The 23,911-nt window shown below is 72.6% G+C and carries 24 protein-coding genes and 3 tRNA genes; 16 read left to right on the top strand and 11 right to left on the bottom strand.

What is annotated here, in order from left to right:
• Both CCN35_RS17935 and CCN35_RS17930 read right to left on the bottom strand, forming a co-directional pair.
• Positions 1 to 831 (bottom strand): DUF2637 domain-containing protein (locus CCN35_RS17935; protein ID WP_245863237.1); only part of this gene is annotated, 831 nt, incomplete at its 3' end.
• Between the two features lie 113 nt (positions 832 to 944).
• Positions 945 to 1,247 (bottom strand): hypothetical protein, encoded by a 303-nt coding sequence (locus CCN35_RS17930; RefSeq protein ID WP_236561301.1) that lies wholly within the window; start codon positions 1,245 to 1,247, stop codon positions 945 to 947.
• Positions 1,248 to 1,373: 126 nt separating this feature from the next.
• Here CCN35_RS17930 and CCN35_RS17925 point away from each other — a divergent pair, with 126 nt between their 5' ends.
• Positions 1,374 to 2,303, top strand: coding sequence for a DUF72 domain-containing protein (locus CCN35_RS17925; RefSeq protein WP_086793495.1), 930 nt, complete (start codon positions 1,374 to 1,376; stop codon positions 2,301 to 2,303).
• Between the two features lie 12 nt (positions 2,304 to 2,315).
• Here the strand turns inward: CCN35_RS17925 and CCN35_RS17920 are convergent, their stop codons facing one another.
• On the bottom strand, positions 2,316 to 4,385 hold the full coding sequence (locus tag CCN35_RS17920; protein ID WP_236561302.1) for a copper resistance protein CopC: 2,070 nt from the start codon (positions 4,383 to 4,385) through the stop codon (positions 2,316 to 2,318).
• 162 nt (positions 4,386 to 4,547) lie between these two features.
• On the opposite strand from CCN35_RS17920, the gene CCN35_RS17915 reads away from it, so the two are divergent.
• A complete protein-coding gene (locus CCN35_RS17915; protein WP_067400196.1) occupies positions 4,548 to 5,225 on the top strand; it encodes an HdeD family acid-resistance protein in 678 nt (225 codons plus the stop codon).
• Positions 5,226 to 5,301: 76 nt separating this feature from the next.
• Here CCN35_RS17915 and CCN35_RS17910 read toward each other — a convergent pair whose 3' ends face one another.
• Together CCN35_RS17910 and CCN35_RS30250 are read right to left on the bottom strand one after the other, a co-directional pair.
• Positions 5,302 to 6,705: a helicase HerA-like domain-containing protein gene (locus tag CCN35_RS17910; protein ID WP_385882804.1), complete on the bottom strand. Its 1,404-nt coding sequence runs from the start codon at positions 6,703 to 6,705 to the stop codon at positions 5,302 to 5,304.
• A 68-nt stretch (positions 6,706 to 6,773) separates the two neighbouring features.
• Positions 6,774 to 6,908 carry a hypothetical protein gene (locus CCN35_RS30250; protein ID WP_385881791.1) on the bottom strand — a complete coding sequence of 45 codons (135 nt, stop codon included), beginning with the start codon at positions 6,906 to 6,908 and terminating at the stop codon, positions 6,774 to 6,776.
• A 104-nt stretch (positions 6,909 to 7,012) separates the two neighbouring features.
• Here CCN35_RS30250 and CCN35_RS17905 point away from each other — a divergent pair, with 104 nt between their 5' ends.
• Together CCN35_RS17905 and CCN35_RS17900 are read left to right on the top strand one after the other, a co-directional pair.
• The gene (locus CCN35_RS17905; RefSeq protein WP_086793493.1) at positions 7,013 to 7,309 is read left to right on the top strand and encodes a type II toxin-antitoxin system VapB family antitoxin; all 297 of its coding nucleotides are present in this window, start codon (positions 7,013 to 7,015) and stop codon (positions 7,307 to 7,309) included.
• 213 nt (positions 7,310 to 7,522) lie between these two features.
• On the top strand, positions 7,523 to 8,152 hold the full coding sequence (locus CCN35_RS17900; protein ID WP_067400199.1) for a LytR C-terminal domain-containing protein: 630 nt from the start codon (positions 7,523 to 7,525) through the stop codon (positions 8,150 to 8,152).
• Between the two features lie 133 nt (positions 8,153 to 8,285).
• On the opposite strand, the gene upp is transcribed toward CCN35_RS17900, so the two are convergent.
• Positions 8,286 to 8,921, bottom strand: a complete 636-nt coding sequence (upp, locus tag CCN35_RS17895; RefSeq protein ID WP_067400203.1) for a uracil phosphoribosyltransferase — start codon at positions 8,919 to 8,921, stop codon at positions 8,286 to 8,288.
• A gap of 125 nt (positions 8,922 to 9,046) precedes the next feature.
• Between upp and CCN35_RS17890 the strand changes: the two genes are divergently transcribed.
• The 8 genes from CCN35_RS17890 (at position 9,047) to CCN35_RS17855 (ending at position 13,888) form a co-directional block, all read left to right on the top strand.
• Complete coding sequence (locus CCN35_RS17890; protein WP_067400206.1) at positions 9,047 to 9,370, top strand: hypothetical protein; 324 nt, start codon at positions 9,047 to 9,049, stop codon at positions 9,368 to 9,370.
• A 329-nt stretch (positions 9,371 to 9,699) separates the two neighbouring features.
• Positions 9,700 to 10,230: a tRNA adenosine deaminase-associated protein gene (locus CCN35_RS17885; RefSeq protein ID WP_067400210.1), complete on the top strand. Its 531-nt coding sequence runs from the start codon at positions 9,700 to 9,702 to the stop codon at positions 10,228 to 10,230.
• An 11-nt stretch (positions 10,231 to 10,241) separates the two neighbouring features.
• On the top strand, positions 10,242 to 10,745 hold the full coding sequence (gene tadA, locus CCN35_RS17880) for a tRNA adenosine(34) deaminase TadA (protein WP_067400213.1): 504 nt from the start codon (positions 10,242 to 10,244) through the stop codon (positions 10,743 to 10,745).
• A 90-nt stretch (positions 10,746 to 10,835) separates the two neighbouring features.
• Positions 10,836 to 10,920: transfer RNA gene (locus CCN35_RS17875), tRNA-Ser, on the top strand.
• Between the two features lie 139 nt (positions 10,921 to 11,059).
• A complete protein-coding gene (locus CCN35_RS17870; RefSeq protein WP_086793492.1) occupies positions 11,060 to 11,236 on the top strand; it encodes a hypothetical protein in 177 nt (58 codons plus the stop codon).
• Positions 11,236 to 11,529 carry a Dabb family protein gene (locus CCN35_RS17865; protein ID WP_067400216.1) on the top strand — a complete coding sequence of 98 codons (294 nt, stop codon included), beginning with the start codon at positions 11,236 to 11,238 and terminating at the stop codon, positions 11,527 to 11,529. Before CCN35_RS17870 ends, CCN35_RS17865 begins: the two co-directional genes overlap by 1 nt.
• A gap of 324 nt (positions 11,530 to 11,853) precedes the next feature.
• The gene (locus tag CCN35_RS17860; protein WP_079130034.1) at positions 11,854 to 12,705 is read left to right on the top strand and encodes an RNA polymerase sigma factor SigF; all 852 of its coding nucleotides are present in this window, start codon (positions 11,854 to 11,856) and stop codon (positions 12,703 to 12,705) included.
• 247 nt (positions 12,706 to 12,952) lie between these two features.
• A complete protein-coding gene (locus CCN35_RS17855) occupies positions 12,953 to 13,888 on the top strand; it encodes an RNA polymerase sigma factor SigF (protein WP_067400219.1) in 936 nt (311 codons plus the stop codon).
• Positions 13,889 to 14,012: 124 nt separating this feature from the next.
• On the opposite strand, the gene CCN35_RS17850 is transcribed toward CCN35_RS17855, so the two are convergent.
• Positions 14,013 to 14,204 carry a hypothetical protein gene (locus CCN35_RS17850; RefSeq protein ID WP_067400223.1) on the bottom strand — a complete coding sequence of 64 codons (192 nt, stop codon included), beginning with the start codon at positions 14,202 to 14,204 and terminating at the stop codon, positions 14,013 to 14,015.
• 363 nt (positions 14,205 to 14,567) lie between these two features.
• Here CCN35_RS17850 and CCN35_RS17845 point away from each other — a divergent pair, with 363 nt between their 5' ends.
• Both CCN35_RS17845 and CCN35_RS17840 read left to right on the top strand, forming a co-directional pair.
• Positions 14,568 to 15,041 (top strand): MarR family winged helix-turn-helix transcriptional regulator, encoded by a 474-nt coding sequence (locus CCN35_RS17845; protein ID WP_067400226.1) that lies wholly within the window; start codon positions 14,568 to 14,570, stop codon positions 15,039 to 15,041.
• A 178-nt stretch (positions 15,042 to 15,219) separates the two neighbouring features.
• On the top strand, positions 15,220 to 16,845 hold the full coding sequence (locus CCN35_RS17840) for an MDR family MFS transporter (protein ID WP_079130017.1): 1,626 nt from the start codon (positions 15,220 to 15,222) through the stop codon (positions 16,843 to 16,845).
• Between the two features lie 1,226 nt (positions 16,846 to 18,071).
• Here CCN35_RS17840 and CCN35_RS17830 read toward each other — a convergent pair.
• From CCN35_RS17830 to CCN35_RS17815, 4 genes are all read right to left on the bottom strand, one after another.
• The gene (locus CCN35_RS17830; protein WP_086793487.1) at positions 18,072 to 18,953 is read right to left on the bottom strand and encodes a DUF2797 domain-containing protein; all 882 of its coding nucleotides are present in this window, start codon (positions 18,951 to 18,953) and stop codon (positions 18,072 to 18,074) included.
• Positions 18,954 to 19,072: 119 nt separating this feature from the next.
• Positions 19,073 to 19,744 (bottom strand): histone deacetylase, encoded by a 672-nt coding sequence (locus CCN35_RS17825; protein WP_067399690.1) that lies wholly within the window; start codon positions 19,742 to 19,744, stop codon positions 19,073 to 19,075.
• Positions 19,745 to 20,047: 303 nt separating this feature from the next.
• Positions 20,048 to 20,120 (bottom strand) — tRNA-Arg (locus CCN35_RS17820).
• A gap of 217 nt (positions 20,121 to 20,337) precedes the next feature.
• Positions 20,338 to 20,428 (bottom strand) — tRNA-Ser (locus CCN35_RS17815).
• Between the two features lie 230 nt (positions 20,429 to 20,658).
• On the opposite strand from CCN35_RS17815, the gene CCN35_RS17810 reads away from it, so the two are divergent.
• Both CCN35_RS17810 and CCN35_RS17805 read left to right on the top strand, forming a co-directional pair.
• Complete coding sequence (locus CCN35_RS17810; protein ID WP_067399687.1) at positions 20,659 to 21,168, top strand: SSI family serine proteinase inhibitor; 510 nt, start codon at positions 20,659 to 20,661, stop codon at positions 21,166 to 21,168.
• A gap of 204 nt (positions 21,169 to 21,372) precedes the next feature.
• Positions 21,373 to 23,911 (top strand): PAS domain-containing protein (locus tag CCN35_RS17805; protein ID WP_143631614.1); only part of this gene is annotated, 2,539 nt, incomplete at its 3' end.

Raw genomic sequence — 23,911 nt, 5'->3', positions numbered from 1 at the left:
GGCGGAGGGATGGCGGTGGCGAGCCGCCGTACGGCGCGGCGGGCGGGTCAGGGTGACCTGGCGCACGAGCTGCTGGAAGCAGGCCAGGGACGCCAGACCCGGCAGGGCGGCCGCCGCCACGTCGATGATCGTCCTGGGCGCCTGGGCGATGCACAGCAGCATCGCGATGGCCGAGAAGACCAGCACCACCCCCCAGGAGTGGACGGCCCGGCGCCGGTGCAGCGCGGCCCGCAGGACCGACAGGGACGCCACCAGCCAGGGTCCGTACACCAGGAGGGGCCACCACGAGGCGAGACCTTCCTGCATACGGGCCAGGGCCAGGACGTGGAGGGGGTCGTAGGCGACCATCCCGCCGAAGAAGCTCACCGAGGAGGCGATCACCGCGGTCAGCGCGGCGATGACATGGCTGGTGGTGCGCAGGGCGTTCGGACGCTTGCGCTCCCGGATTCTTCGGTGGCGCCGGGGAATCCTCCTCAGCGGGGGCAGCTCCGCGGTGATCCGCTGCAGGTTCTCCAGGGGGCTGTTCGAGGTGCCCGGGGCGTCCGGGGCACTCGGCGTGTCCGGCGTGCCGGGTGTGTCCACACCGGCCGGACCGGCCGGAGCGGCCGGAGCGACCGGAGCGATCGGAACGACCCCGGTGAGCGGTGCCTCGCCCCGGGTGGTGGGGGCCGTCGGCCCGTGCGCCTGCCGGGACTCCTGCATCGCGTCCTGGAGCATGAAGGCCAGCTCCTCGGCGGGATCCCAGGTCTCGTCCGGCGGGACCAGGGGCGACGAGAAGAACTCCGTCGGTCCCCGGTGACGGCCCGTGCCGGCTCCCTGGTGCCCGTTCAAGGGGGCCGTATAGCCCGCGTGGCCCGAGTAGCTCCAGAACTCCGGATGACCCGAATGCCCCGTGGAGAAGTCGGTGGAATTCGCCGAACGGCGGCCAATACGTTCGTCGTACATTACGCAGTCGGCTGTTCCGCTCCCGAGCAGGCGGACCGGACCTCCGAACCGACCCAGCGGCGGGCGAGATCGGCTTCCAGTGCGCTCATCGCATCCAGGAAATTGCGCAGCAAAGGCTCGGTCACCTTCAGCGCAACCGGGCAATCACCCCTGGTCAGGACGCCGTTGACGGTGGCCGACGAGTGCACTGGGGCGGGAAGGTACGTATAGGGGCCGAGCGGCACCGCCTGCGCGGCATTCGTGTCCTTCCGCTCCCGCCCCATGAGCAGACCCCAGTGCCCTTCCCTGGTTGTCTCGGTCATATCTCGACTAACGCCGCCCGACTTTCCCGGATGCGTGGCAAACGGGTGAAGGAATTCAACCGTTCGGGGCTGTGTCATTGCCGGATCGCGCGATGGCATTGCGCTGATCGGGGGTAACCGCTCGTCATGGGCGACATCCTGGTCGGCACGTGTTCATGGACGGATCCGGAGCTGGTGCGCAGCGGCTGGTACCCGGCGGGGTCGCGCGACGCCGAGGGCCGGCTGCGCCACTACGCCTCGCGGTTCCCGGTCGTCGAGGTCGACTCCGCGTACTACGCCCTCCCCCACGAGCGGAACAGCCGGCTCTGGGTCGAGCGGACCCCGGAGCACTTCGTCTTCGACGTGAAGGCCTTCGCACCGCTCACCGGGCATCCGGCCCGGCGCGGCGCGCTGCCGAGGGAGCTGCGCGGTGCGTCGTACGACCCCCGTGACGCGGCGTTCCTCGACGCCGTGTGGGCACGGTTCGCCGAGGGGATCGAGCCGTTGCGCCGCCATGGACGGCTGGGCGGTGTGCTGTTCCAGTTCCCGCCGTGGTTCCGGCCGGGCGCGCGGGCCGAGGCGTTCCTGGAGGAATGCGCCGGGCGGACCGCGGGCCGGCCCGTGGCGGTGGAGTTCCGGCACCCCGGATGGTGGCGGGAGGGGCGGGCGGAGGCGACCGCCGCGCTGCTGCGCCGGTACGGCTTCGCCGCCGTCGGCGTCGACATGGCGCAGACGCTGCCCTCCTCCGTCCCGCCGGTCACGCCCGTCACCTCGCCGCGGCTCTCCGTCGTGCGCTTCCACGGACGCAGCCCTTCCTGGGGGACCGGGAGCAAGGAGGACCGGTTCCGGTACGAGTACGCCGACCACGAGCTGGAGGAGTGGGTGCCGCGGCTGCGCTCCCTCGCCGGGAGCGTCGAGCGGCTCCACGTCCTGTTCAACAACTGCTGCGGCGACGCGGCGGTCCGGGCCGCCGCGCGGATGCGCTCGCTGCTCGAACGGCCGGTGGCCGCCTCCGCGTTCCGCACCCCGCGCCCGGCCGGCCGGGGAGGCCGGCCCGGTCCGGACGGCGCCCGCTGACGCGGGATCCGGCTAACGCAGGATCCGGATCTTCTGCTCCGCGCTCACCTGATCGATCTCCGACACGCGCACCGTCGCCTTCATCGTCCACTCGCCGGCGAGCGGGACGTTGAGGGTGTCGCTGCTCCAGTAGCCGCCCCTCTTGGTGAGCCTGACGTCGATCGGGCCGAGCTTCCGCTCGGGCAGGGACAGGGACAGACGCAGCTCGGGAACGACGCTCAGACCGCCGTCGGGGCCGTAGACCACGGCCTCCACCGCGTTCTGCCCGACCCGGCCCGGCACCAGCGTGACCTGCGCCTTGCCGCGGCCTCCCGGGGTGCCGACGTCGAACGGGATCACCGCGAGGGCGGCGCCCGGCGCCCCCGCCGCGGGCGGGGCGTCCTCCGCCTCGGCGGCCACACGGCCCGGAAGGGTGCCGACCAGGATCGTGGTGACCACCAGCACCGCGATGCCCACGGCGAGCTCGGCCAGGACCGAGCGGCGCAGGGCGCGGCGGCAGACGCCGGGCGCCGGCGAGGACACGGGTTCCCCGGCCGGGGCTTTTCCGGCCGGCGTTTCCCCGGCCGCGGTTTCCCCGGCCGGTGTCTCCTCGGTCAGGACCTCCCCGGCCGCGGCTTCCCCGGCTCCCGGTTCTTCCGTCCCGGTCTCCTCCGTCCCGGAGCCCTCCGTCCCGGACGGCCGCTTCCCGCCGGCCGGCTCCGGGACCCGGACGCGGGCCGCCGTCCGCGGCTTCTCCGCCCGTACGGCGGCCTTTCCGTCCCCCGCGTCCACCGCCACCAGCCGGGCCGTCCAGCGCCGTGAGAGGACCGCCGCCGCCAGCATCAGCACCACCGCCGCCACCTTGACCAGCAGCAGCCGGCCGTACGCGGTGCCGGTGAGCGCGGCCCAGGAGCCGAGGCCGCGCCAGGACTGGTAGATCCCGGTGGCCGCAAGGACGGTGACGGCGCCGAGGGCGATCCGGGAGAAGCGGGCCACGGCCGCCGTCAGCGCGGGGCCGTCGCCGGCCGGGAGAACGTCCCGGGAAGGCTTCCGGGAGGCCTCCTGGGAGCGGTCCGGCCCGTCGGCGGTCGAGTCGCCGGCCGGTGCCGCCGCCCGCGGCTCGTCGTCCTCCGTCACCCGCTGCAGGATCGTGAGAAGGGCCGTCAGCCCGCCCAGCCAGATCCCCATCGCCAGCACGTGCAGCGTCGAGGACGTCAGCGCCACCGGCACCTGGATGCCGGCCGAGGCGTGCTCGGACGCCGCCAGGGTCAGCGCCAGGGCGAGGGCCGGTGCGGCGCCCGCCGCCAGGGTCGCGCGCGTGGGCCTCTGCCCCGGCGGGCGGCGGAAGAGCCGTACGAGGAGGACGGCCATCGGCACGAGCAGGACCAGACGGGCCGTCAGGACCAGGCCGGGACGGCTGCTCAGGGTGCGGGAGACGGCCGCGGGATCGAAGGCCGACAGCGGGCCGGTGCCCGCCTCGTAGGGAGCCCGCAGCACCAGCAGGACGAGGGTGGACACCAGGGCCGCCCACCAGCTCACGAGCAGCGGCCCGCGCAGCAGGCGGGGGTCCGGCGGGCGGCACAGCAGGACGAAGGCGACCATGCCGATGAGCAGGGCGGCGGCACCGTAGGCGGTGTAGCGGCCGAGGTCGTAGAGGTTGCCGGTCACGGGGTGCTGGTCGGGCCCCGTGTCGACCGCGGGGGCCGCCGGGGAGGGCTTCCCCACGGAGAAGGTGAAGGCGCCGGAGGCCGGGTGGCTGTCCGCCGAGATCACCCGCCACGCCACGGTGAAGGTGCCCTCGCCCAGTCCCTTCGGGAACTCCACCCGGACCGCGTTCGGCCGGCCCGGTACATGCCGCGGCGGTTTCGTCCTCACCCGCCGGCCCTCGGGGTCGAACAGGCGGAAGGAGTCGTCGAGCAGGGCGACGGGCTCGGAGTAGGTCAGCGTGATCGTGGAGGGGGCCGACTTCAGGACGGTTCCGTCGGCGGGCTCGGCCTTGCGCAGGTCCGCGTGGGCGAAGGCGGGGGCGGCCCCGCCGAGCAGCAGCAGGGCCAGTACGGCGCCGAGCAGTGTCAGCACCCGAAGTGGTCGCCGTACGGTCACGTCACTTCCCGTTCTGGAGAGGGGGCTCCCGTTCCGGGGACGGGAGATTGCCGCTTCCGCAGGGGTACGGAGGAGAACGGCACTTTGCTCAGCGGCCCGCCGGTGTCAGCCGGGCGGGCGGTCCCGGTTGCGGCACGCGCGCGTGCGTTCCCAGCATGGATCATGACCGAGCCGCCGAGCGCCGGTCCCCAGGGCCCCGGGTACGACGACCGCCGCGTCCACGCCGCACGCGACCCGAGGCGTCCGGGGCCACCGCCACCGCACCACGGACCGCCGCCGGAAGAGCCGCCGCCCCCCGTCCTCCGCGCCGCCTGGCAGGCCCTTCTCGTCACCGGCGCGGCCGCCGTGGTCCTGGGCGTCGTGGTCCTGCTCTGGCCGGGCCCCTCCCTGCTCGCCGCCGGGATCCTCTTCGGCGTCTACCTCCTGGTCAGCGGGGTGCTCCAGCTGGTCTCCGCCTTCGCCACCCACCGGACGGCCCCGCTGCGCGTGCTGGCCTTCGCCAGCGGCGCCCTGTCGATCCTGCTGGGGCTGTTCTGCTTCCGCGGCGCCCTGCAGTCGGTTCTGCTGCTCGCCCTGTGGATCGGCATCGGCTGGCTGGTCCGCGGCCTGACCCAGACGATCGCCGCCCTTCACGCCCCCGGCGCGCCCGCGCGCGGCTGGCAGATCTCCTTCGGCGTCCTCGTCCTCCTCGCCGGGGCCGTTCTGATCGTCTCCCCGCTGGAGTCGGTCGTCGTCCTCACCGTGGTCGCCGGCTGCTGGCTGGTGGCGGTCGGCATCGTCGAGATCGTCATCGCGCTGCGCGTCCGCGGGCACGCCGAGCGGATCCCGGGCGGCGTGTGACCACGGGCGGGGCCCGTGTGCCTCCACCGGGCCCCGCGGCCGCCGTGAAAGCCCTGCGCGGGCCCGGACGGGCCGCTCACCGCCTCCTGCGCGCCGTGCCGAAGAGGGACCGGGTGATCTCACGGCCGAGCCGTGTGCCCATGGACCGGGCCAGGGACCTGAACGCACCGCTGCCGAGGACCTGTTCGACGGCCGACGGCTCCTCGCCCCCGCGCCGCCGGCCCCGGGACGTCCGGGCGGCGTCCCTCGGCTCCGCGGGGGCCGTCTCCTCGCTTTGGACGTCCCGCGCCCCGGTGAGCCTCTCGTACGCCGACTCCCGGTCCACAGCCTGTGCACAACGGGCGTGCAGAGGGGACTGCCGCACCGCGCGGTCCAGGGCCGCCGCGTCGACGGGGCCCATCAGGGACTCGGGGGCCCGCAGCCGGACCGCCGCGACCGGGGTCGGCGCTCCCCTCTCGCTCAGCACCGTCACCACCGCCTCGCCGGTGCCGAGGCCGGTGAGGAGCTCCCCCAGGTCGTAGGCGGACTCGGGGAAGGTCCGCACCGTGGCCTTCAGGGCCTTCTGGTCGTCGGGGGTGAAGGCGCGCGGCGCGTGCTGGATCCGGTTGCCCAACTGGCCCAGCACATCGGCGGGAACGTCCTTCGGGGACTGGGTGACGAAGAAGACGCCGACGCCCTTCGAGCGGATGAGCCGCACCGTCTGCGCGATCGCCTCCAGGAACGCCTCGGAGGCGTCGTCGAACAGCAGATGCGCCTCGTCGAGGAAGAACACCGGCCTCGGCCTGTCCACGTCGCCGGCCTCCGGCAGATCGTGGAAGAGATCGGCGAGCAGCCACATCAGGAAGGCGGAGAAGAGCCGCGGCTCGCCCTGGACGGCGGGCAGTTCGAGGACGGAGACGACTCCGCGGCCGTCGCCGGCCCGGCGCGGGAACTCACCGGTGTCGGACTCCGGCTCGCCGAAGAAGTCCGCCATGCCCTGCGCCTCGAGGGCGGTGAGGGAGCGCAGGATCACCCCGGCGGTGGCGGCCGGGAGACCGCCGATGCCCTTCAGCTCCCGCTTGCCCTCGTCGGAGGTCAGGAAGGCGACGACCGCCCTGAGGTCCTTGAGGTCGACCAGCTCCAGCCCCTTGGTGTCGGCGTAGTGGAAGATCAGGGAGAGGGACTGCTCCTGCGTCGGGTTGAGGCGGAGCACCTTGGACAGCAGCAGCGGGCCGAAGCCGGTGACGGTCGCCCGCAGCGGGATCCCGTGGCCCGCGCCGCCCAGGGCGTGGAACTCGGCGGGAAAGCCGGTCGGCGTCCACTGCTGATGGACCTCGGCGGCCCGGGACCGGACCCGGTCGTTCGCCGTGCCCGGCTCCGCGACCCCGGACAGGTCCCCCTTGACGTCCGCGAGGAAGACCGGCACGCCCTGCGCCGAGAGCTGCTCGGCGATCAGCTGCAGGGTCCTGGTCTTGCCGGTGCCGGTGGCGCCCGCGACCAGGCCGTGGCGGTTCAGCGTCGCCAGGGGGATCCGGATCCGCGCGTCGGGCAGGCAGTGGCCGTCCCAGATCAGGGCGCCCAGGTCCAGGGCGGCCCGGCGAAGGCGTATCCGGAGGCGATCTCCAGGGCCTTCCGCGGGAGCGCCGGGGTGCTGTGCGGGGTCTCGCGGGCGGCGGCCCCGGGCACGGTCTCGCTGTCACTCATCGCATGCCCCTTTTCCGGTTCGCCCGCGTTTGCCGCGGCATTTCCAGCGTCGCACTCCGGTGGGCGGGCTGCGCCCGGAAGCCCTTGCCCGGTAGGCTTTCCGTGTGATCTTCAAGCGCATCGGAAACGGCCGGCCGTACCCCGACCACGGCCTGGAGAGCACCCGTCAATGGGCGGACGTCGCGCCGCGCCCGGTCCGCCTTGATCAGCTCGTGACCACCAAGCAGCAGCTCGACCTGGAGACGCTTCTCGCGGAGGACTCGACGTTCTACGGCGACCTCTTCGCGCACGTCGTGAAGTGGCAGGGCGACCTGTATCTGGAGGACGGTCTTCACCGCGCGGTGCGGGCCGCGCTCCAGCAGCGCCAGGTGCTGCACGCACGCGTGCTCGAACTGGACTGACCGGCAGCACCGGACCGGCGGAACCGGCGGAGCCGGACTGACGGAACCGGACCGGAACCGGATCGACCCCGACCGGACCGAGCCGTTCGGATCGCTGTTCGGTAACGGCTTGGACCTTTTGGGTTCTCCTGCACCGTATCGAATGATCATCTGGTAGGCATCACCGCTCAGGCGCACTACGCTGCGCCCATGAGCATGCTGACTCCCCCCGGCATGGGCGGGCAGTACCGGATCACGGGGAACAAGTACCCGCGGATGCGCAGGCCCCGTCGGCGCGGCAGGCTTGCGTTCCTCGCCGTCGCCTCCGTCACGGCGCTCGGTGTGATCGGCTGGGGCACGTTGCAGCTCATCGACGTCTTCACCGGTGGCGGAAAGAGCGCCTCGGCGGTCGGGACCAAGGAGGAGTGCGCGCCGGAGGCGGCGCCCAAGGCGAGCCCGTCGCCCGCGAGTGCGGCCCGTACGCTGCCCAAGCCGGGCCAGATCACCGTCAATGTCCTCAACGCCACCACCCGCACCGGGCTGGCCAAGCAGACCGCGGACGAGCTGAAGAAGCGCGGCTTCCGCATCGGCCGGGTGGACAACGCGACCCAGGAGTTCGACAAGAAGGTCAAGGGCACCGGGATCCTGCTCGGCTCGGCCTCCTCGGTGAACACCTCGCTGCCCGTTCTCGCCACCCAGCTCGCCGGTGCCGAGAGCCGTGCCGACACCCGCAAGAGCGCGGACGTCGACCTGATCCTCGGCGACGGCTTCAAGAAGCTGACCGCGCAGGCGGACGCCGACAAGGCCCTGGCCGCGCTGTACGCCCCTCCGCCGAAGCCCGACACGACGAAGAAGGGCTGCTGAGCAGCCGCACGGCCGCACGCATACGGCGCCCGGCCGCCCGGAAAGAGGGCGGAACCGGGCGCCGTACCGTTCCGTCACCGAGGGGGAAAACGTTTCCGCAGTACTGGGCCGGCCGTCGGAGAAGTGGAGTCGGCTAGTCCGCCGCCCCGTACATCCGGTCGCCCGCGTCTCCCAGACCCGGGACGATGTAGCCGTGCTCGTTGAGGCGTTCGTCGACCGACGCCGTCACCACGGTCACCGGGGTGCCCGCCAGCTCGCGTTCCATGACCGCGATGCCCTCGGGGGCGGCCAGGAGCACCACCGCGGTCACGTCGTCGGCACCACGCTTGATCAGTTCCTGTATCGCCGCGACCAGGGTGCCGCCGGTGGCGAGCATCGGGTCGAGGACGTAGACCTGACGGCCGGAGAGGTCCTCCGGCATACGCGTGGCGTACGTCGAGGCCTGCAGTGTCTCCTCGTTGCGGATCATGCCGAGGAAGCCCACCTCGGCGGTCGGCAGCAGCCGGACCATGCCGTCCAGCATGCCGAGCCCGGCCCGCAGGATCGGCACCACCAGGGGGCGCGGGTAGGAGAGCTTGACGCCGGTGGTGCGGGCGACCGGGGTTTCGATGTCGACCTGCTCGGTGCGCACGTCCCGTGTCGCCTCGTAGGCGAGCAGGGTGACCAGTTCGTCGGCGAGCCGACGGAAGGTCGCGGAGTCGGTGCGCCGGTCGCGCAGCGTGGTGAGCTTGTGGGCGACCAAGGGGTGGTCGACGACATGGAGACGCATGGGCCAACAGTAACCGGGCCCCCGCCCCGTTCTTCCACCCGCCACCGTCCCGGCCGTGCCCCGTCCCGTGCGTTGTTGTGGCACCGGGCCCCCGCCCGGGGGGAGAGTGGGAGGGACGCACTGGGGTGGTGAACCAATTGCCCGACCGGGAATCCCGCAGGAATCCGGCGCCGGACGCACAGCCGGAGACGACCGACGCACGGCAGACGCAGCAGACGCAGAGGACACAGGAGGCACCGGACGCGCAGGAGACGCCGGGGACGGCGGAGACGGCGGACACGCCGGGGACGGAGGACATATCCGAGGCCGACCTGGAGCGGCAACGGCGCCGGGCCCTCTTCCTGAGCGAACTGGCCGAGGCACGCGCCCTGCGCGACCGCGTCCAGCCCCGCCGCGCCAGGGCCGCCCGGCTGCGGCACGTCCTGCGCATGCGCACGTTCCGCTGGTAGGCGAAAGATGCACGCGAGACGCACGGGAAGGGCGACACCCACGCGGACGCCCGGGCGGCGGACGTGCGTGGCCGCCGGGGAAAAGCCGCGTACGATCCGGGGTGCGGCGGCAACGACCGCGCTGGTGGGTCCTTCACCGACGCACCGGCACAACCGAGAACGATGGACCGGCAAAACCGCCGGACACAGGGGGACGAAGACGTCCCCTGAAGGCATGGTTTCTGCCACGATTCCGAGTGGGCGGGGCTTGGAGCCCAACTCTCTCCGCCCAGAACCTCCGCCGGAGGGGACCTCCAACCGGCACGCCTATGACCAGTGGGAGAGTCACGGTGTACTTCGCCGCACTGCTCGCGCGCACCGAAGACGGGTGGGAAGCGAGCGACACAGAGCTCGACGACGTGGAGACGCTGGCCGATCTGGCCGACCTGGCCCGGGAGGCCTCGACCGACGACGACACGGTGCTTGTCATGATCGAGCAGGAGGGCGCCTGGTTCGGCGTCGTCCGCGTGGACGGCGAGGACGACCCTCGTATCTACGTCTCCGACGCCGCCGCCGCTGCCCGCAGTTCGTACGGCGAGATCCTGCTCACCGACGAACTGCTCGGCCGGGAACCCGGTGACGACGGCCCCGACCTGGACTCCCTCGATCTCGACGGCACGGAGGACGGTGAACCGGTGTCCGCCGAGGACGACGAGGACCCGTCGTCCGCGCTCATCACGCACGGCCCGCTGGGCGACGACAAGATCCTCGACGACCTGGGCATCAGCGCGAAGGAGCTGCAGACCCTGGAGGCCGAGGACGCGCTGAGCGCGATCGCCGAGGCCCTGGGCGCCTCGGAGGTCCTGGAGACCGTCCGCTGACCGGGCCGGGCATGCCGGACATCTGCAGGACACCGCGGGCGGCCCGGGTCCCGGACCCGGTGCGCGACCCCTGGCGGGCCGCGATGCGGCTCGCCCTGGACGAGGCCGAACGGGCCGTCCGGGGCGGGGACGTCCCGGTCGGCGCCGTCGTGCTGGCCGGCGACGGTACGACCGTGCTCGGCGCCGGCCACAACGAACGCGAGGCCACCGGCGACCCGACCGCCCACGCGGAGGTCCTCGCCATCCGGCGGGCCGCCGCACGGACCGGTCAGTGGCGGCTGTCCGGCTGCACACTGGTCGTCACGCTGGAGCCGTGCACGATGTGCGCCGGCGCGATCGTCCTGTCCCGTGTGGACCGGGTGGTCTACGGTGCCCGCGACGAGAAGGCCGGCGCCGCCGGCTCCCTGTGGGACGTCGTACGGGACCGGCGGCTCAACCACCGGCCCGAGGTGATCGAGGGCGTACTCGCCGACGAATGCGCCACGCTGCTCACCGATTTCTTCCGCGGTCGCTGAGCCCGGAGGACCCTCCCCGGGCCGCCTCTTCGGCCCGGGCGGAAGAAACGGATTTCGAAGCAGGGCCGCCCGTGCTGTAAGGTCTCCCTCGGTAGCGTGTCCGAGCGGCCGAAGGAGCTCGCCTCGAAAGCGAGTGTGGCGCAAGTCACCGAGGGTTCAAATCCCTCCGCTACCGCTTGGCAAGGGCCCTGTCCACCGGACAGGGCCCTTCGTGCGATCATCTACAGCGCCCGGCCCGGCACGGATCCCCGGCGGGACGGGCCCGTGACCGGACGGCCAGCGACAGCGCAGCCAGCGACAGGGGGGAGACCGCGATGGCGGTGAACGCCAAGAAGATCGCCGTCTATGTGCTCGTGGTCTTCGTGCTGTACGTGATCATCACCGACCCCGCCACGGCGGCGGACTACGTCCAGATAGGGTTCGAGGGCATCTCGGCGGCCGCCAAGGCCATCGGCGATTTCATGAGCTGGGTCGCCCACGGAGGAAAGTGATGATCCGCCACCTGGTCCTGTTCAAGCTCAACGAGGGCGTCGAGCGCGACGACCCGCGCGTCGTGGCCGGGGTGGAGGCCTTCCGCGCCCTGGGCGACCGGATCGACGAGCTGCGCTTCTGGGAATGCGGCTGGAACGTCAGCGACCGGCCCATCGCCTACGACTTCGCGATCAACTCGGCGGTCGAGGACGCCGACGCCCTGCGCCGGTACCTGGAGCACCCGGCCCACCAGGCGTGCGCCGCCCAGTGGCGGGAGTTCGCCACATGGGTGATCGCCGACTACGAGTTCTGACCGTCACCCGGCGGTCGCGGCCCCTCGGACGGCGCGGACCGGCCGCAGGCGGCGCAGACCTGCCGCAGGCGGCGCGGACGGCCGCAGAAGGTCGCGGACGGCCGCGTACGCCCCCGGCCGACCCGGTCGGCCCCGGCCTTCCCGGACCGTACCGCGATGGGCCACAGACCCGGTCCCGCATCGGAGCGATGCGGGACCTTTTTGCGCCTTATGACCTGGTGAACCCCTCAACACGGGAGTATGCGGTGCTTGAACCCCATGCAGCTGTCTTGTGATGCTATGACCGCTTTTGCTGGATGAGAGTTGATCGACGAAGAGGTGGCGTTGACCGTGTCGGCCAGGACTGCGCCGCCCCCGAAGGGAGCTTCCGCCCAGACGGCCGCCCCTGCCACCTCCTCGCCCCGGGAGAAGCGGCGCGGCGCCGACACCCGAGCCCTCACCCAGGTGCTCTTCACCCAGTTGAAGGAGCTCGAACCGGGCTCACCGGAGCACGCCCGCGTGCGCGGGGCGCTCATCGAGGCGAACCTCCCGCTCGTGCGCTACGCGGCCGCCCGTTTCCGCTCCCGCAACGAGCCGATGGAGGACGTCGTCCAGGTCGGCACCATCGGGCTCATCAACGCCATCGACCGGTTCGACCCGGACCGGGGCGTGCAGTTCCCGACCTTCGCGATGCCGACGGTCGTCGGCGAGATCAAGCGCTACTTCCGCGACAACGTCCGCACCGTCCACGTCCCGCGCCGGCTGCACGAGCTGTGGGTGCAGGTCAACAGCGCCACCGAGGACCTGACGACCGCCTTCGGCCGCTCCCCCACGACCGCCGAGATCGCCGAACGGCTGCGCATCACCGAGGAGGAGGTGCTCTCCTGCATCGAGGCGGGCCGCTCGTACCACGCGACCTCCCTGGAGGCCGCCCAGGAGGGCGACGGGATGCCCGGGCTGCTGGACCGGCTCGGCTACGAGGACCCGGCCCTCGACGGCGTCGAACACCGCGACCTGGTCCGCCACCTGCTGGTCCAACTGCCCGAACGGGAGCAGAGGATCCTGCTGCTGCGGTACTACAGCAACCTCACCCAGTCGCAGATCAGCGCGGAGCTCGGCGTCTCCCAGATGCACGTCTCCCGGCTACTCGCGCGTAGCTTCCAGCGGCTGCGATCCGCAAACAGGATCGAAGTGTAACCAACACGGGCGAATCACCTATCCGGGATGTTCCCGACACCTCTGGGCTGAAAGAACGTCAGACCCCTTTCTTCCAGGGCCGATTCGCATCGCAGATGTCGACAAGTCCCTACAGCGCGTTGCCGACATGTGACATTCTGCGGGAAGCGAGTTTGCCGTGGCTTCGGCTCCGGTATCTCAGGTGAGGACTGCGTTCTTCTCTTCGGAGGGCGCGGCCGCGACCGTCCCGCGACCCAAAGGGGGTGGCATGTCCGCAGAACAGGGCAGCTCCAAGGTGCTGACGCTCGTGAAGAGCGAGACGCCCGCCCCGGCGCTCGAGCCGCTCGACGCCCTCGACGATGCGACGGCCCTCGAGGCCGTTCCCGCCACGGATCTCCCGGCCACGCCCGCCCCGGCCTCGCCGGAACCGGAGACCTCGGAGACCATCGACACCCGCACCCTGTCCCGCTCCCTGTTCCTGCGGCTCGCCGCGCTCGACGAGGACAGCCCCGAGCGCGCCTACGTCCGGGACACCCTGATCGAGCTCAACCTCCCCCTGGTCCGCTACGCGGCGTCCCGCTTCCGCTCCCGCAACGAGCCGATGGAGGACATCGTCCAGGTCGGCACCATCGGCCTGATCAAGGCGATCGACCGGTTCGACCCGGACCGGGGCGTGGAGTTCCCGACCTTCGCGATGCCGACGGTCGTGGGCGAGATCAAGCGCTTCTTCCGCGACACGTCGTGGTCGGTGCGGGTGCCCAGGCGCCTGCAGGAGCTGCGCCTGGCGCTGACGAAGGCGTCCGACGAGCTCTCCCAGAAGCTCGACCGCTCCCCGACGGTCTCCGAACTGGCCGCCGTTCTCGGCGTGTCGGAGGAGGACGTGGTCGACGGCCTCGCGGTGGGCAATGCCTACACCGCCTCCTCGCTGGACTCCCCGGCCCCCGAGGACGACGGCGGCGAGGGCTCCCTGGCGGACCGTCTCGGCTACGAGGACGCGGCGCTGGAGGGCGTGGAGTACCGCGAGTCGCTCAAGCCCCTGCTGGCCAAGCTGCCGCCCCGTGAGCGGCGGATCATCATGCTGCGCTTCTTCGCCAACATGACCCAGTCCCAGATCGGCGAAGAGGTCGGCATCTCGCAGATGCACGTCTCCCGGCTGCTGACGCGCACCCTCGCACAGCTGCGGGAGGGACTCATCTCGGACTGACCCGGCCGGGCCGGCCCTTCCCGTCGCTCCCGCCGGCAAAGCGGTCGGCCGCCGGGGCCGACGAAGCGTCAGCCACCATGGCACACCGCCATGGTGGCTGTTTTCTCATGCTCCTGATCGCGCCTCACTTGAAGGCGAGCCAGGCGACGCCCACGACGATCACCACGGCGACGACGACACCGACGATCAGGCCGACGCGCGGGCCTGAGGAGGCCTGCTGCGGCCCGCTCTGGGACGCCTCGTCGACGAACGCGCGGAACATCTGGGTGCTGCCGGCGGGGTCGTAGTTGCCCTGAGGGCCCTGGGTGTTAGCCATGGCCCGAGACCCTAGCGAAGACACCGGGCACCCGCCCAAGTGGGGGGCCGTCCAGCGGCCCCGGGAGACGGTCGAAGGCGCACCGAACGGACGTGTCGAACGGGGGTGCGCGCCACGGGAAGCCATGGGGGAAGCCATGGGAGGCCGCTTCCCCGGGCCCCGCTCCGTCCCCGGACGGCCCGCTCCCGGCCTCCCCGGGCCCGCGGGGCGGGGCGCCGCCGGAGGAACCGATCCCTCACCTGCGGGTTTACGTCCGCTCATACGTGCCTTTGCCAAGTTTTTGCGCCATCGGCCCCCTATTTATTTGTCTTCAGCAACCAATCATTCATACCGTTGCCCTAAGCAACGATTAGGGGAGGTGCGATGGCCGGGCAGGCGCAGTACGAGGAGCTGGCACGCCAGCTCAGCGCCGTCGGCGCCGTGAAGCGGGACATGGGGCGGATCCTTCCGCCGGACTGCCCCGCGGGCGCGGCCGGCGTGCTCGGCCTGCTCGGCCAGCGTGGGGACATGCGCATGGGCGGGCTCGCCGAGCTGCTCTCCGTGGACATGTCGGTGATCAGCAGGCATGTCGCGCATCTCGCCGCGCACGGCTGGATCGAACGGCTCCCCGACCCGGCGGACAAGCGTTCGCGCATCCTGCGCCTGACGCCCGCCGGAACGCTTCTGCTCGACGAGCTGTACCGGCGGACCACCCGCCTGCTCGCCGAGCGCCTGAGCGACTGGAGCGACGACGAGATCGGTCAGCTCGTCCGGCTGCTGAAGCGCCTGAGCGCCGACTTCGGCGAATGCCGGTCCGCTCCCGACCGGCACCTCGCGCCCCTGGGGCCCGGGGCCTAGCCGGCCCCCGCCCCGGTCGGAGCCGGACCGGCCGACGCCGGACCACAGTCGCCAAGACCACCCGTACACCCGCAAACACGCGAGACATCGAGACACAAGGAAGCGCATGGCAACGACCACACCAGCCGGTGTGCGGGCTCACGCCGAAGACGGGGGAGGCTCCTCCGGCGGTACTCCGATGACGCACCGGCAGATCATGGAGGCGCTCTCCGGGCTGATGCTCGGCATGTTCGTGGCGATCCTGTCGTCCACGATCGTCTCCAACGCCCTGCCGGAGATCATCAGCGACCTGGGGGGCGGCCAGTCCGCCTACACCTGGGTGGTCACCGCCGCCCTGCTGTCGATGACCGCGGCCACTCCCCTGTGGGGCAAGCTCGCCGACCTCTACAGCAAGAAGGTGCTCGTCCAGACGGCACTCGTCGTCTTCGTCCTGGCGTCGGCCTGCGCGGGTCTGGCGCAGAGCCCGGGCATGCTGATCGCCTGCCGCGTGGCACAGGGCATCGGCAGCGGCGGTCTGGCCGCCCTCGCCCAGATCATCATGGCCGCGATGATCTCCCCGCGGGAGCGCGGCCGGTACTCCGGCTACCTCGGCGCCACCTTCGCCGTGGCCACCGTCGGCGGCCCGCTGCTCGGCGGTGTCATCACCGACACCCCCTGGCTCGGCTGGCGCTGGTGCTTCTACGTCGGCGTGCCCTTCGCGGCGCTCGCGCTGATCGTCCTGCAGAAGACCCTGGACCTGCCCGTGACCAAGCGGGAGGTGAAGGTCGACTGGGCCGGCGCGTTCCTGATCTCCGCCGCGGTGTCGCTGCTGCTGATCTGGGTCACCTTCGCCGGTGACAAGTACGACTGGCTGTCGTGGCAGACGTACACGATGGTCGCCGGCTCACTCGTCCTCGGCGCGCTGTTCGTGCTCGTCGAGGCCGGGGCGAGCGAGCCGATCATCCCGCTGCGGCTGTTCCGCAACCGCACCATCACGCTGGCGTCGCTCGCCTCGCTGTTCGTGGGCATCGCGATGTTCAGCGGCACCGTCTTCTTCAGCCAGTACTTCCAGCTGGCCCGGGGCGAGTCCCCGACCATGTCGGGCATTCTGACCATCCCGATGATCGGCGGTCTGTTCGTCTCCTCCACCGTCTCCGGTCTGCTCATCACCCGCACCGGACGCTGGAAGAGCTGGCTGGTCGCCGGTGGTGTGCTGGTCACGGCGGGGCTGGGCCTGCTCGGCACCATCCGGTACGACACGCTCTACTGGAAGACGGCCGCCTTCATGACGCTGCTGGGCCTCGGGGTCGGCATGATGATGCAGAACCTGGTGCTGTGCACCCAGAACCAGGTGGCACCGACCGACCTCGGCGCGGCCAGCTCCACGGTCACCTTCTTCCGCTCCCTCGGCGGTGCGGTCGGCGTCTCCGCGCTGGGTGCGGTGATGGCCAACCGGATCACCGGCTACGTCAAGGAGGGCATGGCCGACCTGCCCCCGCAGTACGCGGCCGCCCTGGCCGGCTCCGGCTCGGCGAACAGCAGTATCCCGGACATGGACACGCTGCCGGGACCGCTGCGCACGGTCATGGAGAGCGCCTACGGGCACGGCATCGCCGACATCTTCCTGATCTCCGCCGCGGTGGCCGTGATCGCCCTCCTGATATCGCTGTTCATCAAGGAGGTCCCGCTGCGGACCCAGGCGCTGGCGCAGGCCGCCGAGGAGCCCGCTCCGGCGGACCCGGCTCCCGCCGAGGACCGGGGCCCCGAGGCCGCGGATGCCGCCGCGAAGACCTCCGGTGCCGACAGCAAGCAGGCGTCCGGCTGAGCGGTTGCCGCCTCCACCGGGGCCCGGCCGAGGCACGCAGCCGCGGCCGGGCCCCGGTGCGCGATGTCCGTCCGCACCGCTCTCAAGACGCCTTCGGGACACTGCCGCCCGCCGGCAGGACCGGGGCGGCGGACCGCTCCGCGCAGCCGCGCCACGGCCTCCGCAGGGCTGAACGGCTCGGCAGTCCGGTCGTCCCCGCCGGCGGCGGGCCCGGCGACACGGTCCTCGGCGGCCGCGCCCCGTTGTCACGGCACACCGCGCGCGGTCTTGTCCCGGTTCCCGGGCTCAGCGGAAACGGAGCGGAGAGCCGGTGCGGCCTCAAAGGCCTTGGCGCGGCGCGAGCAGAGCTCGCGATGTCCCGACCCGGATCATGGGTGAGGGCCGCCAGAGCAATCGGCAACAGCGGCCGTTTTTCTGCTTGGTGACAGGTTGTCGGGCTTCTGCCACCTGATGGACCGTCAAGCCGCTGCCGCAGCAAATGCCGGATTTGCTGCGGCAGTTCTGAAAGGGCAGGTTCTGAAAGGGCAGGGCGGGCGTGACGATCGAACAGCGACCGAACCCGATGGAGAACAGCGACCGAACCCGATGGAAGGGAGCGCGCTCAGGGCGCCGCGCGTCCGGGTGCCGTCCTTGTCCGCCTCTCCGGCCACGTACGCCGCAGCGGTCGGGCGGTACCTCACCGGAACGGGGACCGCGACGTCCTCCGCGCGGATCCACCGGACCTCGCCGACGCCGTGGGGATGGCCGTTCACCGGCGCCCCGGCACCGACCGGCCCCGCCGGACCGCGCCAAGGTCTCCGCCGAGAGCCGGATCGCCGCGCTGTGGCGGCTCGACGCCGCGCTGCGGGAGAGGACGGGAGAAGACCTCCGGGAAGATGCCGCATGAGCCCGCGGCTCAAACCGATGAGATGCCGTGTTCGAACGTGGAGGAGCTGTCCCCGCAGAACAAGCGCGGCATGACCGCCTCCGGCACCCACGGCGCCGGCGAGATCGTCTCCGGCCTCTTCCGCCCATGGGCCACCAGTTCTCACCCCGCCCGGCCGACGCCGGCAGCGCCGCCCTCCACCGCACCGCCCCGGACAAGGCCGCATCCGTCGTCGTCCAGCACCGCACGACTGGACGACCAGCCGCAGCCGGACCGCCGGGGCCGGCCCGTCCGGGCCGGCGCAGAACCGCGCCACGTCCGCCTTCAGGAAGCCGATCGCCGACTCGTCGCCCACCCCCTCCTAGAACAACCCGTCCTGCACTCCCGCCGGCCCCCGGAACTCCCGCACCGGCACGGTGCACCCCGTGCCCCCTGTGCTCCTCACGGGCCGGAGCCCCCAGCCGGTCATCAGCCGTGTGTCGAGCACGACGACCGCGCCGTCCGTCATCAGATGCAGATCGGGCCCGGCGACGGCGACCAGCTCACCGCTCACCGCTCCGCCCGCGACGAGCTCGCCCACCTCGCCCACGGCGGGTGGCAGACCGGCCAGTCCGAACACCCCGGCGTGATCGACGGGCCGGAACGGCTCCCGCTCCAGCGACTCCGGCCAGCCGCCGAGCGCGGTCGCCCGCCGGTGCAGCTCCCCGATCTCGGCGGCCCGCTCCGCCGCGGTGGCGGGCAGGGCGGACCGCACGGCCCTCTTCTCGGCGTACGGGATCCGGTCGGGGACCCCGAGCGCGGCGCGCAGCAGCTCCTCGGCGCGACGCGCGGCCATGAGCGGCCCCGTCCCGAGCCGGCTGAAACAGACGGCGCCCTGCTCCAGCAGCCGTGCGGACCCCCGTGCGACGGCCGTGATCCCGACCTTGACCATGCCGGGCCCGAACCACGCCAGATAGACGTGGTACGGCCGCGGGTCGTCCGCGTTCCTGTCCGCGGCCACGGAGTGCGCCCGCTCCAGCCGTGCGCACTCCTCGCACCGCGCCCCCGTGCTCCGTCCCGGCACGGCCGCCCGGCTCGGACACGCGTGCCCCCGTGCTCCCACGCAGGTCCGCTCTTCTGCGTCCGCGACCTCAAAGGCCACCCGTTTCCCCCGGTGCAGCGCACTCGGCCGCCCACCGTCCCACACCAGCACGGGACCGTCCCCCGACCACCGCAGCCCCGAGCACTTCCACACCCGCGCCATCACGTCCGAGCGTACGGGCCTCCTTCGGCACCGCCCGCCCTCCGCGTGATCCCGCCCCGGGTGCCCGCCGGGTTCCCGGGAGGCGACCCGCCCGGTCCGGAGCGCGGCCCGGTCCGGGGTCACGGCCCTGTGCGCAGCAGGTCCGTGACAGCCTGCTCGGACCAGTGACCGGCCGCGCCGGGGCAGGCCGCCACGTACGAGGCGACCGTCTCCGCGTCCCAGGCCCCGGCCGACAGCAGTCCGCCGGCCAGAAAGCGGACGTAGGCGGCCGAGGGCGGGTTCCACCGCACGTCGTCCATGCCCCACGGGGCGGTGAAGGTGAGCACGGGCAGGCCGTCCATCCGGCCGGCGCAGACGAGGGTCTCGTACCGTCCCCGGCCCAGCACGGCCCGGCCGTGCGTGAGCACACCGGTCAGGTCGAGGCTCGCACCGGGCTCGCGGTACATCTCCTGCGCGGCGATGTCGGAGAACTGCCCGGCCGACACCAGATGGGCCCTCGCCAGGACCCGCCCGTCGGCCCGCGGGTCGTAGAAGGCCCTGCCGCCTCCCCACACCGGCGACTCGGTGGCGAAGTACAGGGCGCCGGCGAGTTCGACCGGGACGGACCGCGCGGGCATCCGACGGTCGCGGCACCCCGGATACGCCCGGGCGGATCCCGGCGGCCGGCCGCCCCGGATGTAGAAGGCGAGCCGGTCACGGTCCGTGTTCGAGCCGTAGGACGTGTACCACACCCACTCCGGGCGCGGATCGTCCGGCAGCGCCGGGTCGATGGTGTCGACGAGGGCTCTCACGTCTGCCGGCTCCCCCAGGAACGTGCTCGGTCCGCGGAAACGTCGTACGACGACCTCTTCACCTCCTCGGCGACCGGGCCGCCGCCCGGGCCCTCACCCGGCGGCCGGGATGACGAGGACCCATCTCCACCCTCCGCAAAGCCGCGATCGGGCACAACCACGTCCTTGGCCGGAACATGCCGCAGCTTCGCCGACGACGGCCGGAACGACGCGGACGGCGGAACGGCCCCCGCTGCTGTACTTCGCTGCCGCAGCCCCCGGAACGCCGGAGGCCCCGGATCGCTCCGGGGCCTCCGATCTGCGCGCACTCGGCAGGATTCGAACCTGCAACCTTCTGATCCGTAGTCAGATGCTCTATCCGTTAAGCTACGAGTGCTTGTTCTGTTGTGCTGCCTCCGCTCCTGGCCCTCCGGGCCGCTCGCGGCGACATGAAGAACTTTACATGACTCCCGCCGTCATGTGAAATCCATTCCCCCCGGCTCCCGCGACCTGCGTAAACAAGGTCCGGATGAGGCAGGACCTCGGATCGCCATGAGGCAGCCCCCGAACGGCCGAAGCCCCGGCCGGGACGGCCGAGGCTTCGTGATCATGAGCGGAGGCGGAGGGATTTGAACCCTCGATGGGCTTTAAGGCCCAAACCGCATTAGCAGTGCGGCGCCATAGACCGGACTAGGCGACGCCTCCAGCACCACCGCTCACGCGGACGCGCGAATGGTGTGTGCAGATGATGGCACAGCCGCGTGGGGTGCCACCAATCGCCCCCCACGGTACTAGGCAGGCAGGGCCCAGGGCAAAGCCCTTGTCATGACGCCGGGCGTGGTGTCGGGCCGCGGCACCGGGTGCGGGCCGGCAGAACCGCGCGCGCAGTGGCGTGAGGAACGCAACTTCTCGGGCGGTGCCGCGTTGATCCGGGCATGGTGCAGGTCTGCTTCCTCACGCCGCGGCGCTTCGCCGTCTCCTCGGCGCTCGTCCTCGGTCTCCTCGCCCCCCTGGCCGGGCCGGCGTCGCTGTCCGCCCCGTCCGCCGCCGCCTCGCCCGCCGCACCGTCCCCCGTGCGGGACGGGCACCGAAGCGGCGATCACCTCGTCGTCACCGTGCGGCACGCGGGCGAGGGCCGGGACGGGACGTACGAGCTGTACTGCCACCCCGCCGGCGGCAGTCATCCGGACGCGCGGGGCGCCTGCGACGCGCTCGACCGGAACACGCACGAGGGGCGGGAGATCTTCGAGCCCGTGCCGGAGGGCGGCTTCTGCACCCTGCAGTACGGCGGTCCGGCCACCGCCCGGGTCACCGGCGTCTGGGCCGGGCGGCCCGTCGACGCGGCCTACGACCGCGGCGACGGGTGCCGGATCAACCGCTGGAACCGGCTCGTTCCCCTGCTGCCCGACCCCGACGCCCCGAAAGGCGCCTGGAAGAAGCGGTAGAAGGAGCGGTGGGGTCACGTGAGGACCGTGTGCGGCGAAACATACGGTCACGCGTTCGACCCCGACTTCATCGTGCGACCTCCCTCTCATCCGGCGTCGCGAGCGCAACGTCTGCGCATAGACTCCCTCGCGTGACACGCTGCGGGCCGGTTGGCAAGATGGCCACGCGGTCGGCAAGGTGCGGCGACAGGGAGGAAGCGTCTCGTGAGCAGCAGGCCATCCCGAGGCGCTGCTCGCCTCGCTGCCATACTCGACGCGCTGCCCGACGCCCTGGTGCTGGTCAACGCCAACGGCACCGTCGTGAACGCCAACACCATCGCCCTGGAGACGTTCGAGACGCCGGGAACGGCGCTCGTGGGGCGCGGGCTGCTCGATCTGCTGCCGCAGTTCGACTCCAAGCTGATCCCCGGCTCCATGCGCCGGCCCGATCACATCGACCCGCGCGGGCGCACCAAGCCGACCCGGATGATCGCGCGGCGGACCGACGGGACCGAGTTCCCCGTCGAGGTCACGAGCGCGAATCTGGAAAACAGCCAGCAGGCCTACGACTCGTCCGGCTACACCGGCGACGAGCTGCTGATGCTGGTCGTCCGCGACCTGTCCGGGACCATCGACACCGAGGCCGAGCTGGCCCGTTCGCAGCGGCAGACGGAGATGATCCTGCGGGCCGCCGCCGAGGGTGTCGTGGGGACCGACACCGACGGACGGATCGTGCTCGTCAACCCGGCCGCCGCCCAGATACTCGGCTACCGGGCCGGCGAACTCGGCGGGCGCGAGCTGCACACCCTCGTGCTGCACTCGCGCGCCGACGGCTCGCCCTTCCCCTACGAGGAGTCCCCGCTCGCCGACACCCTGCGCTCCGGGCGCAAGCACCGGGTGCGGGGACAGGTGCTGTGGTCCAAGTCCGGCGAGAAGGTGCCCGTCGACCTGACCACCGCGCCGGTGCGCGACGGCGACCAGCTCGTCGGCGCCGTCATGACCTTCACCGACCGGCGCCCCTACGACGCGCTCGCCGAGGAGAAGGCCGCCGCGGAGAAGCGGCACAAGGAGGAGCTGGAGCGGCTGGCCGAGGAGCACGCCTCCGAGCTCACCGCCCTGCGCCAGAAGCACGTCACCGAGATCGAGGAGCTCACCGAGAAGCACGCGGAGGAGCTCGCCGCGAACGAGGAGCGGTACGCCGCGCTCGGTGAACGGGAGAAGGACCGCTACGAGGCGCTCTCCGCCCGGTACGAGCAGCTGCTCACCCTTCTTGGCAGCTCCCTGCGCGGCCCCCTGGAGGAACTGCGCCGCGAGCTGTCCACCCTCGCCGCCGACGACGCCGGTCAGCTGTGGCCCGAGGCCAACCAGGTGCTGCACTACCTGGCGGCCGGCTACTCGAGGATCACCACCCTCATCGACAACGTCCTCGGCTACCAGCGTCTCGACGACGGCAGCGAGCAGCTCAACCGGACGAAGGTCATGCTCGACGCGGTCGTCGCCGCCGGTGTCGACGGGGCCGTCGAGCTGATCGGGCCCGGCCGGGTGCAGTTCGCCGTGCACGCGCCGCCCATCGAGGCCGAGGTCGACCCGCAGCGCCTGGCGACCGCGCTCGCGCACCTCGTCGCGGACGTGGCCGGCGTCGACGCGACCGGCAACACGCCCGTGGCGGCGGGCGGCTACATGGACAACACCATCGTGGTGGCGGCGGCGCAGCGCGGCGAGGTCGTGCGGATCGAGGTGCGCGGGCCGTACGCCGGGGGAGACCCGGTGCACGAGCCGATCGTGCGCGGGATCGTCCGGGCGCACGGCGGTGTGCTGCAGACCCACGAGGTGCCCGGGATGAGCGGCAGCGCCTACGTCCTCGAGGTGCCGCTCGGCAGCGGCGCGGGCGTCGTCCCGGTGGAGGCCCGCAATCAGCTTCCCGCGGCCGGCGCGGAGCAGAGCGCCCCCGCGGAGGCCGCCGTGCCCGCTCAGCGCGCGGGCGGCGGACGGCGGCGTGCCCGCCGGGCCTCCACGGACGCGTTCCTGGGGGACGGCGCGGACGAGGCCGCCGCCCAGGCCGCTCCGACCGGGCGGCGCAGAAGGCGTGCGGCCGAGGAGCCCCAGGAGGCCGCGCAGCTCCCGGCCCAGGCTTCGGAGATCCCCAGCGGTACGGGGCGGCGGCGCAGGCGGCCCGCCGAGGAGGCGGCGCCCGTGTCCGAGGGTGCCGTGGTCACCGCGGCCGAGCACGCCGCGGGCGCGGCGGCCTCGGGTGCGGGCCTGGGCGGTACGGTGCCGCCGCAGGGCGTGGCCGCGCCCGCCGGCCTGCGGGCCGGGCACGAGGCCGGTGCTCCGCAGGCGCTGCCGGCGGCGCTGCCCGCGGCCACGACCGCGCAGCCCGGGCCGGGCGGGAGCCCCGCGGCGCCCGTTCCGCAGCCGACCGGACGGCGCCGCCGTGCCCTGGCCGCGGCGACCGAGCGTGCCGCCGCGCAGGAGGCGGCCCCCCGCACGGTGTTCGCCCTGCCGCCCGCGGAGGCGGACCGGCCGGACGGCGGACCGCAGGGAGCGGGGGCGGTCCGGCTGCCGGCGCAGAGCGCCGCTCCCGTCGCCCCCGCGGGCGACGAGGGGCAGCACGACCCCGTGCCCCACGACCAGGCCGAGGACCACACCCCGCCGCAGCCGCATCCGGTGAGCGCGCCGGCGTCCCGTCGGCGCGCTCACCGGATGCGGCTGCGGCGGGGTGTGGTCCTCGGCCTGGTCGTGGGGCACGGGGTCGTGCTGCCCC

The sequence above is a fragment of the Streptomyces thermovulgaris genome (assembly GCF_002155915.1).
Taxonomy (GTDB): Bacteria; Actinomycetota; Actinomycetes; order Streptomycetales; family Streptomycetaceae; genus Streptomyces; species Streptomyces thermovulgaris.
Note: the sequence above shows the minus strand (reverse complement) of the source record. Positions and strands in the feature narration are given on the sequence as shown.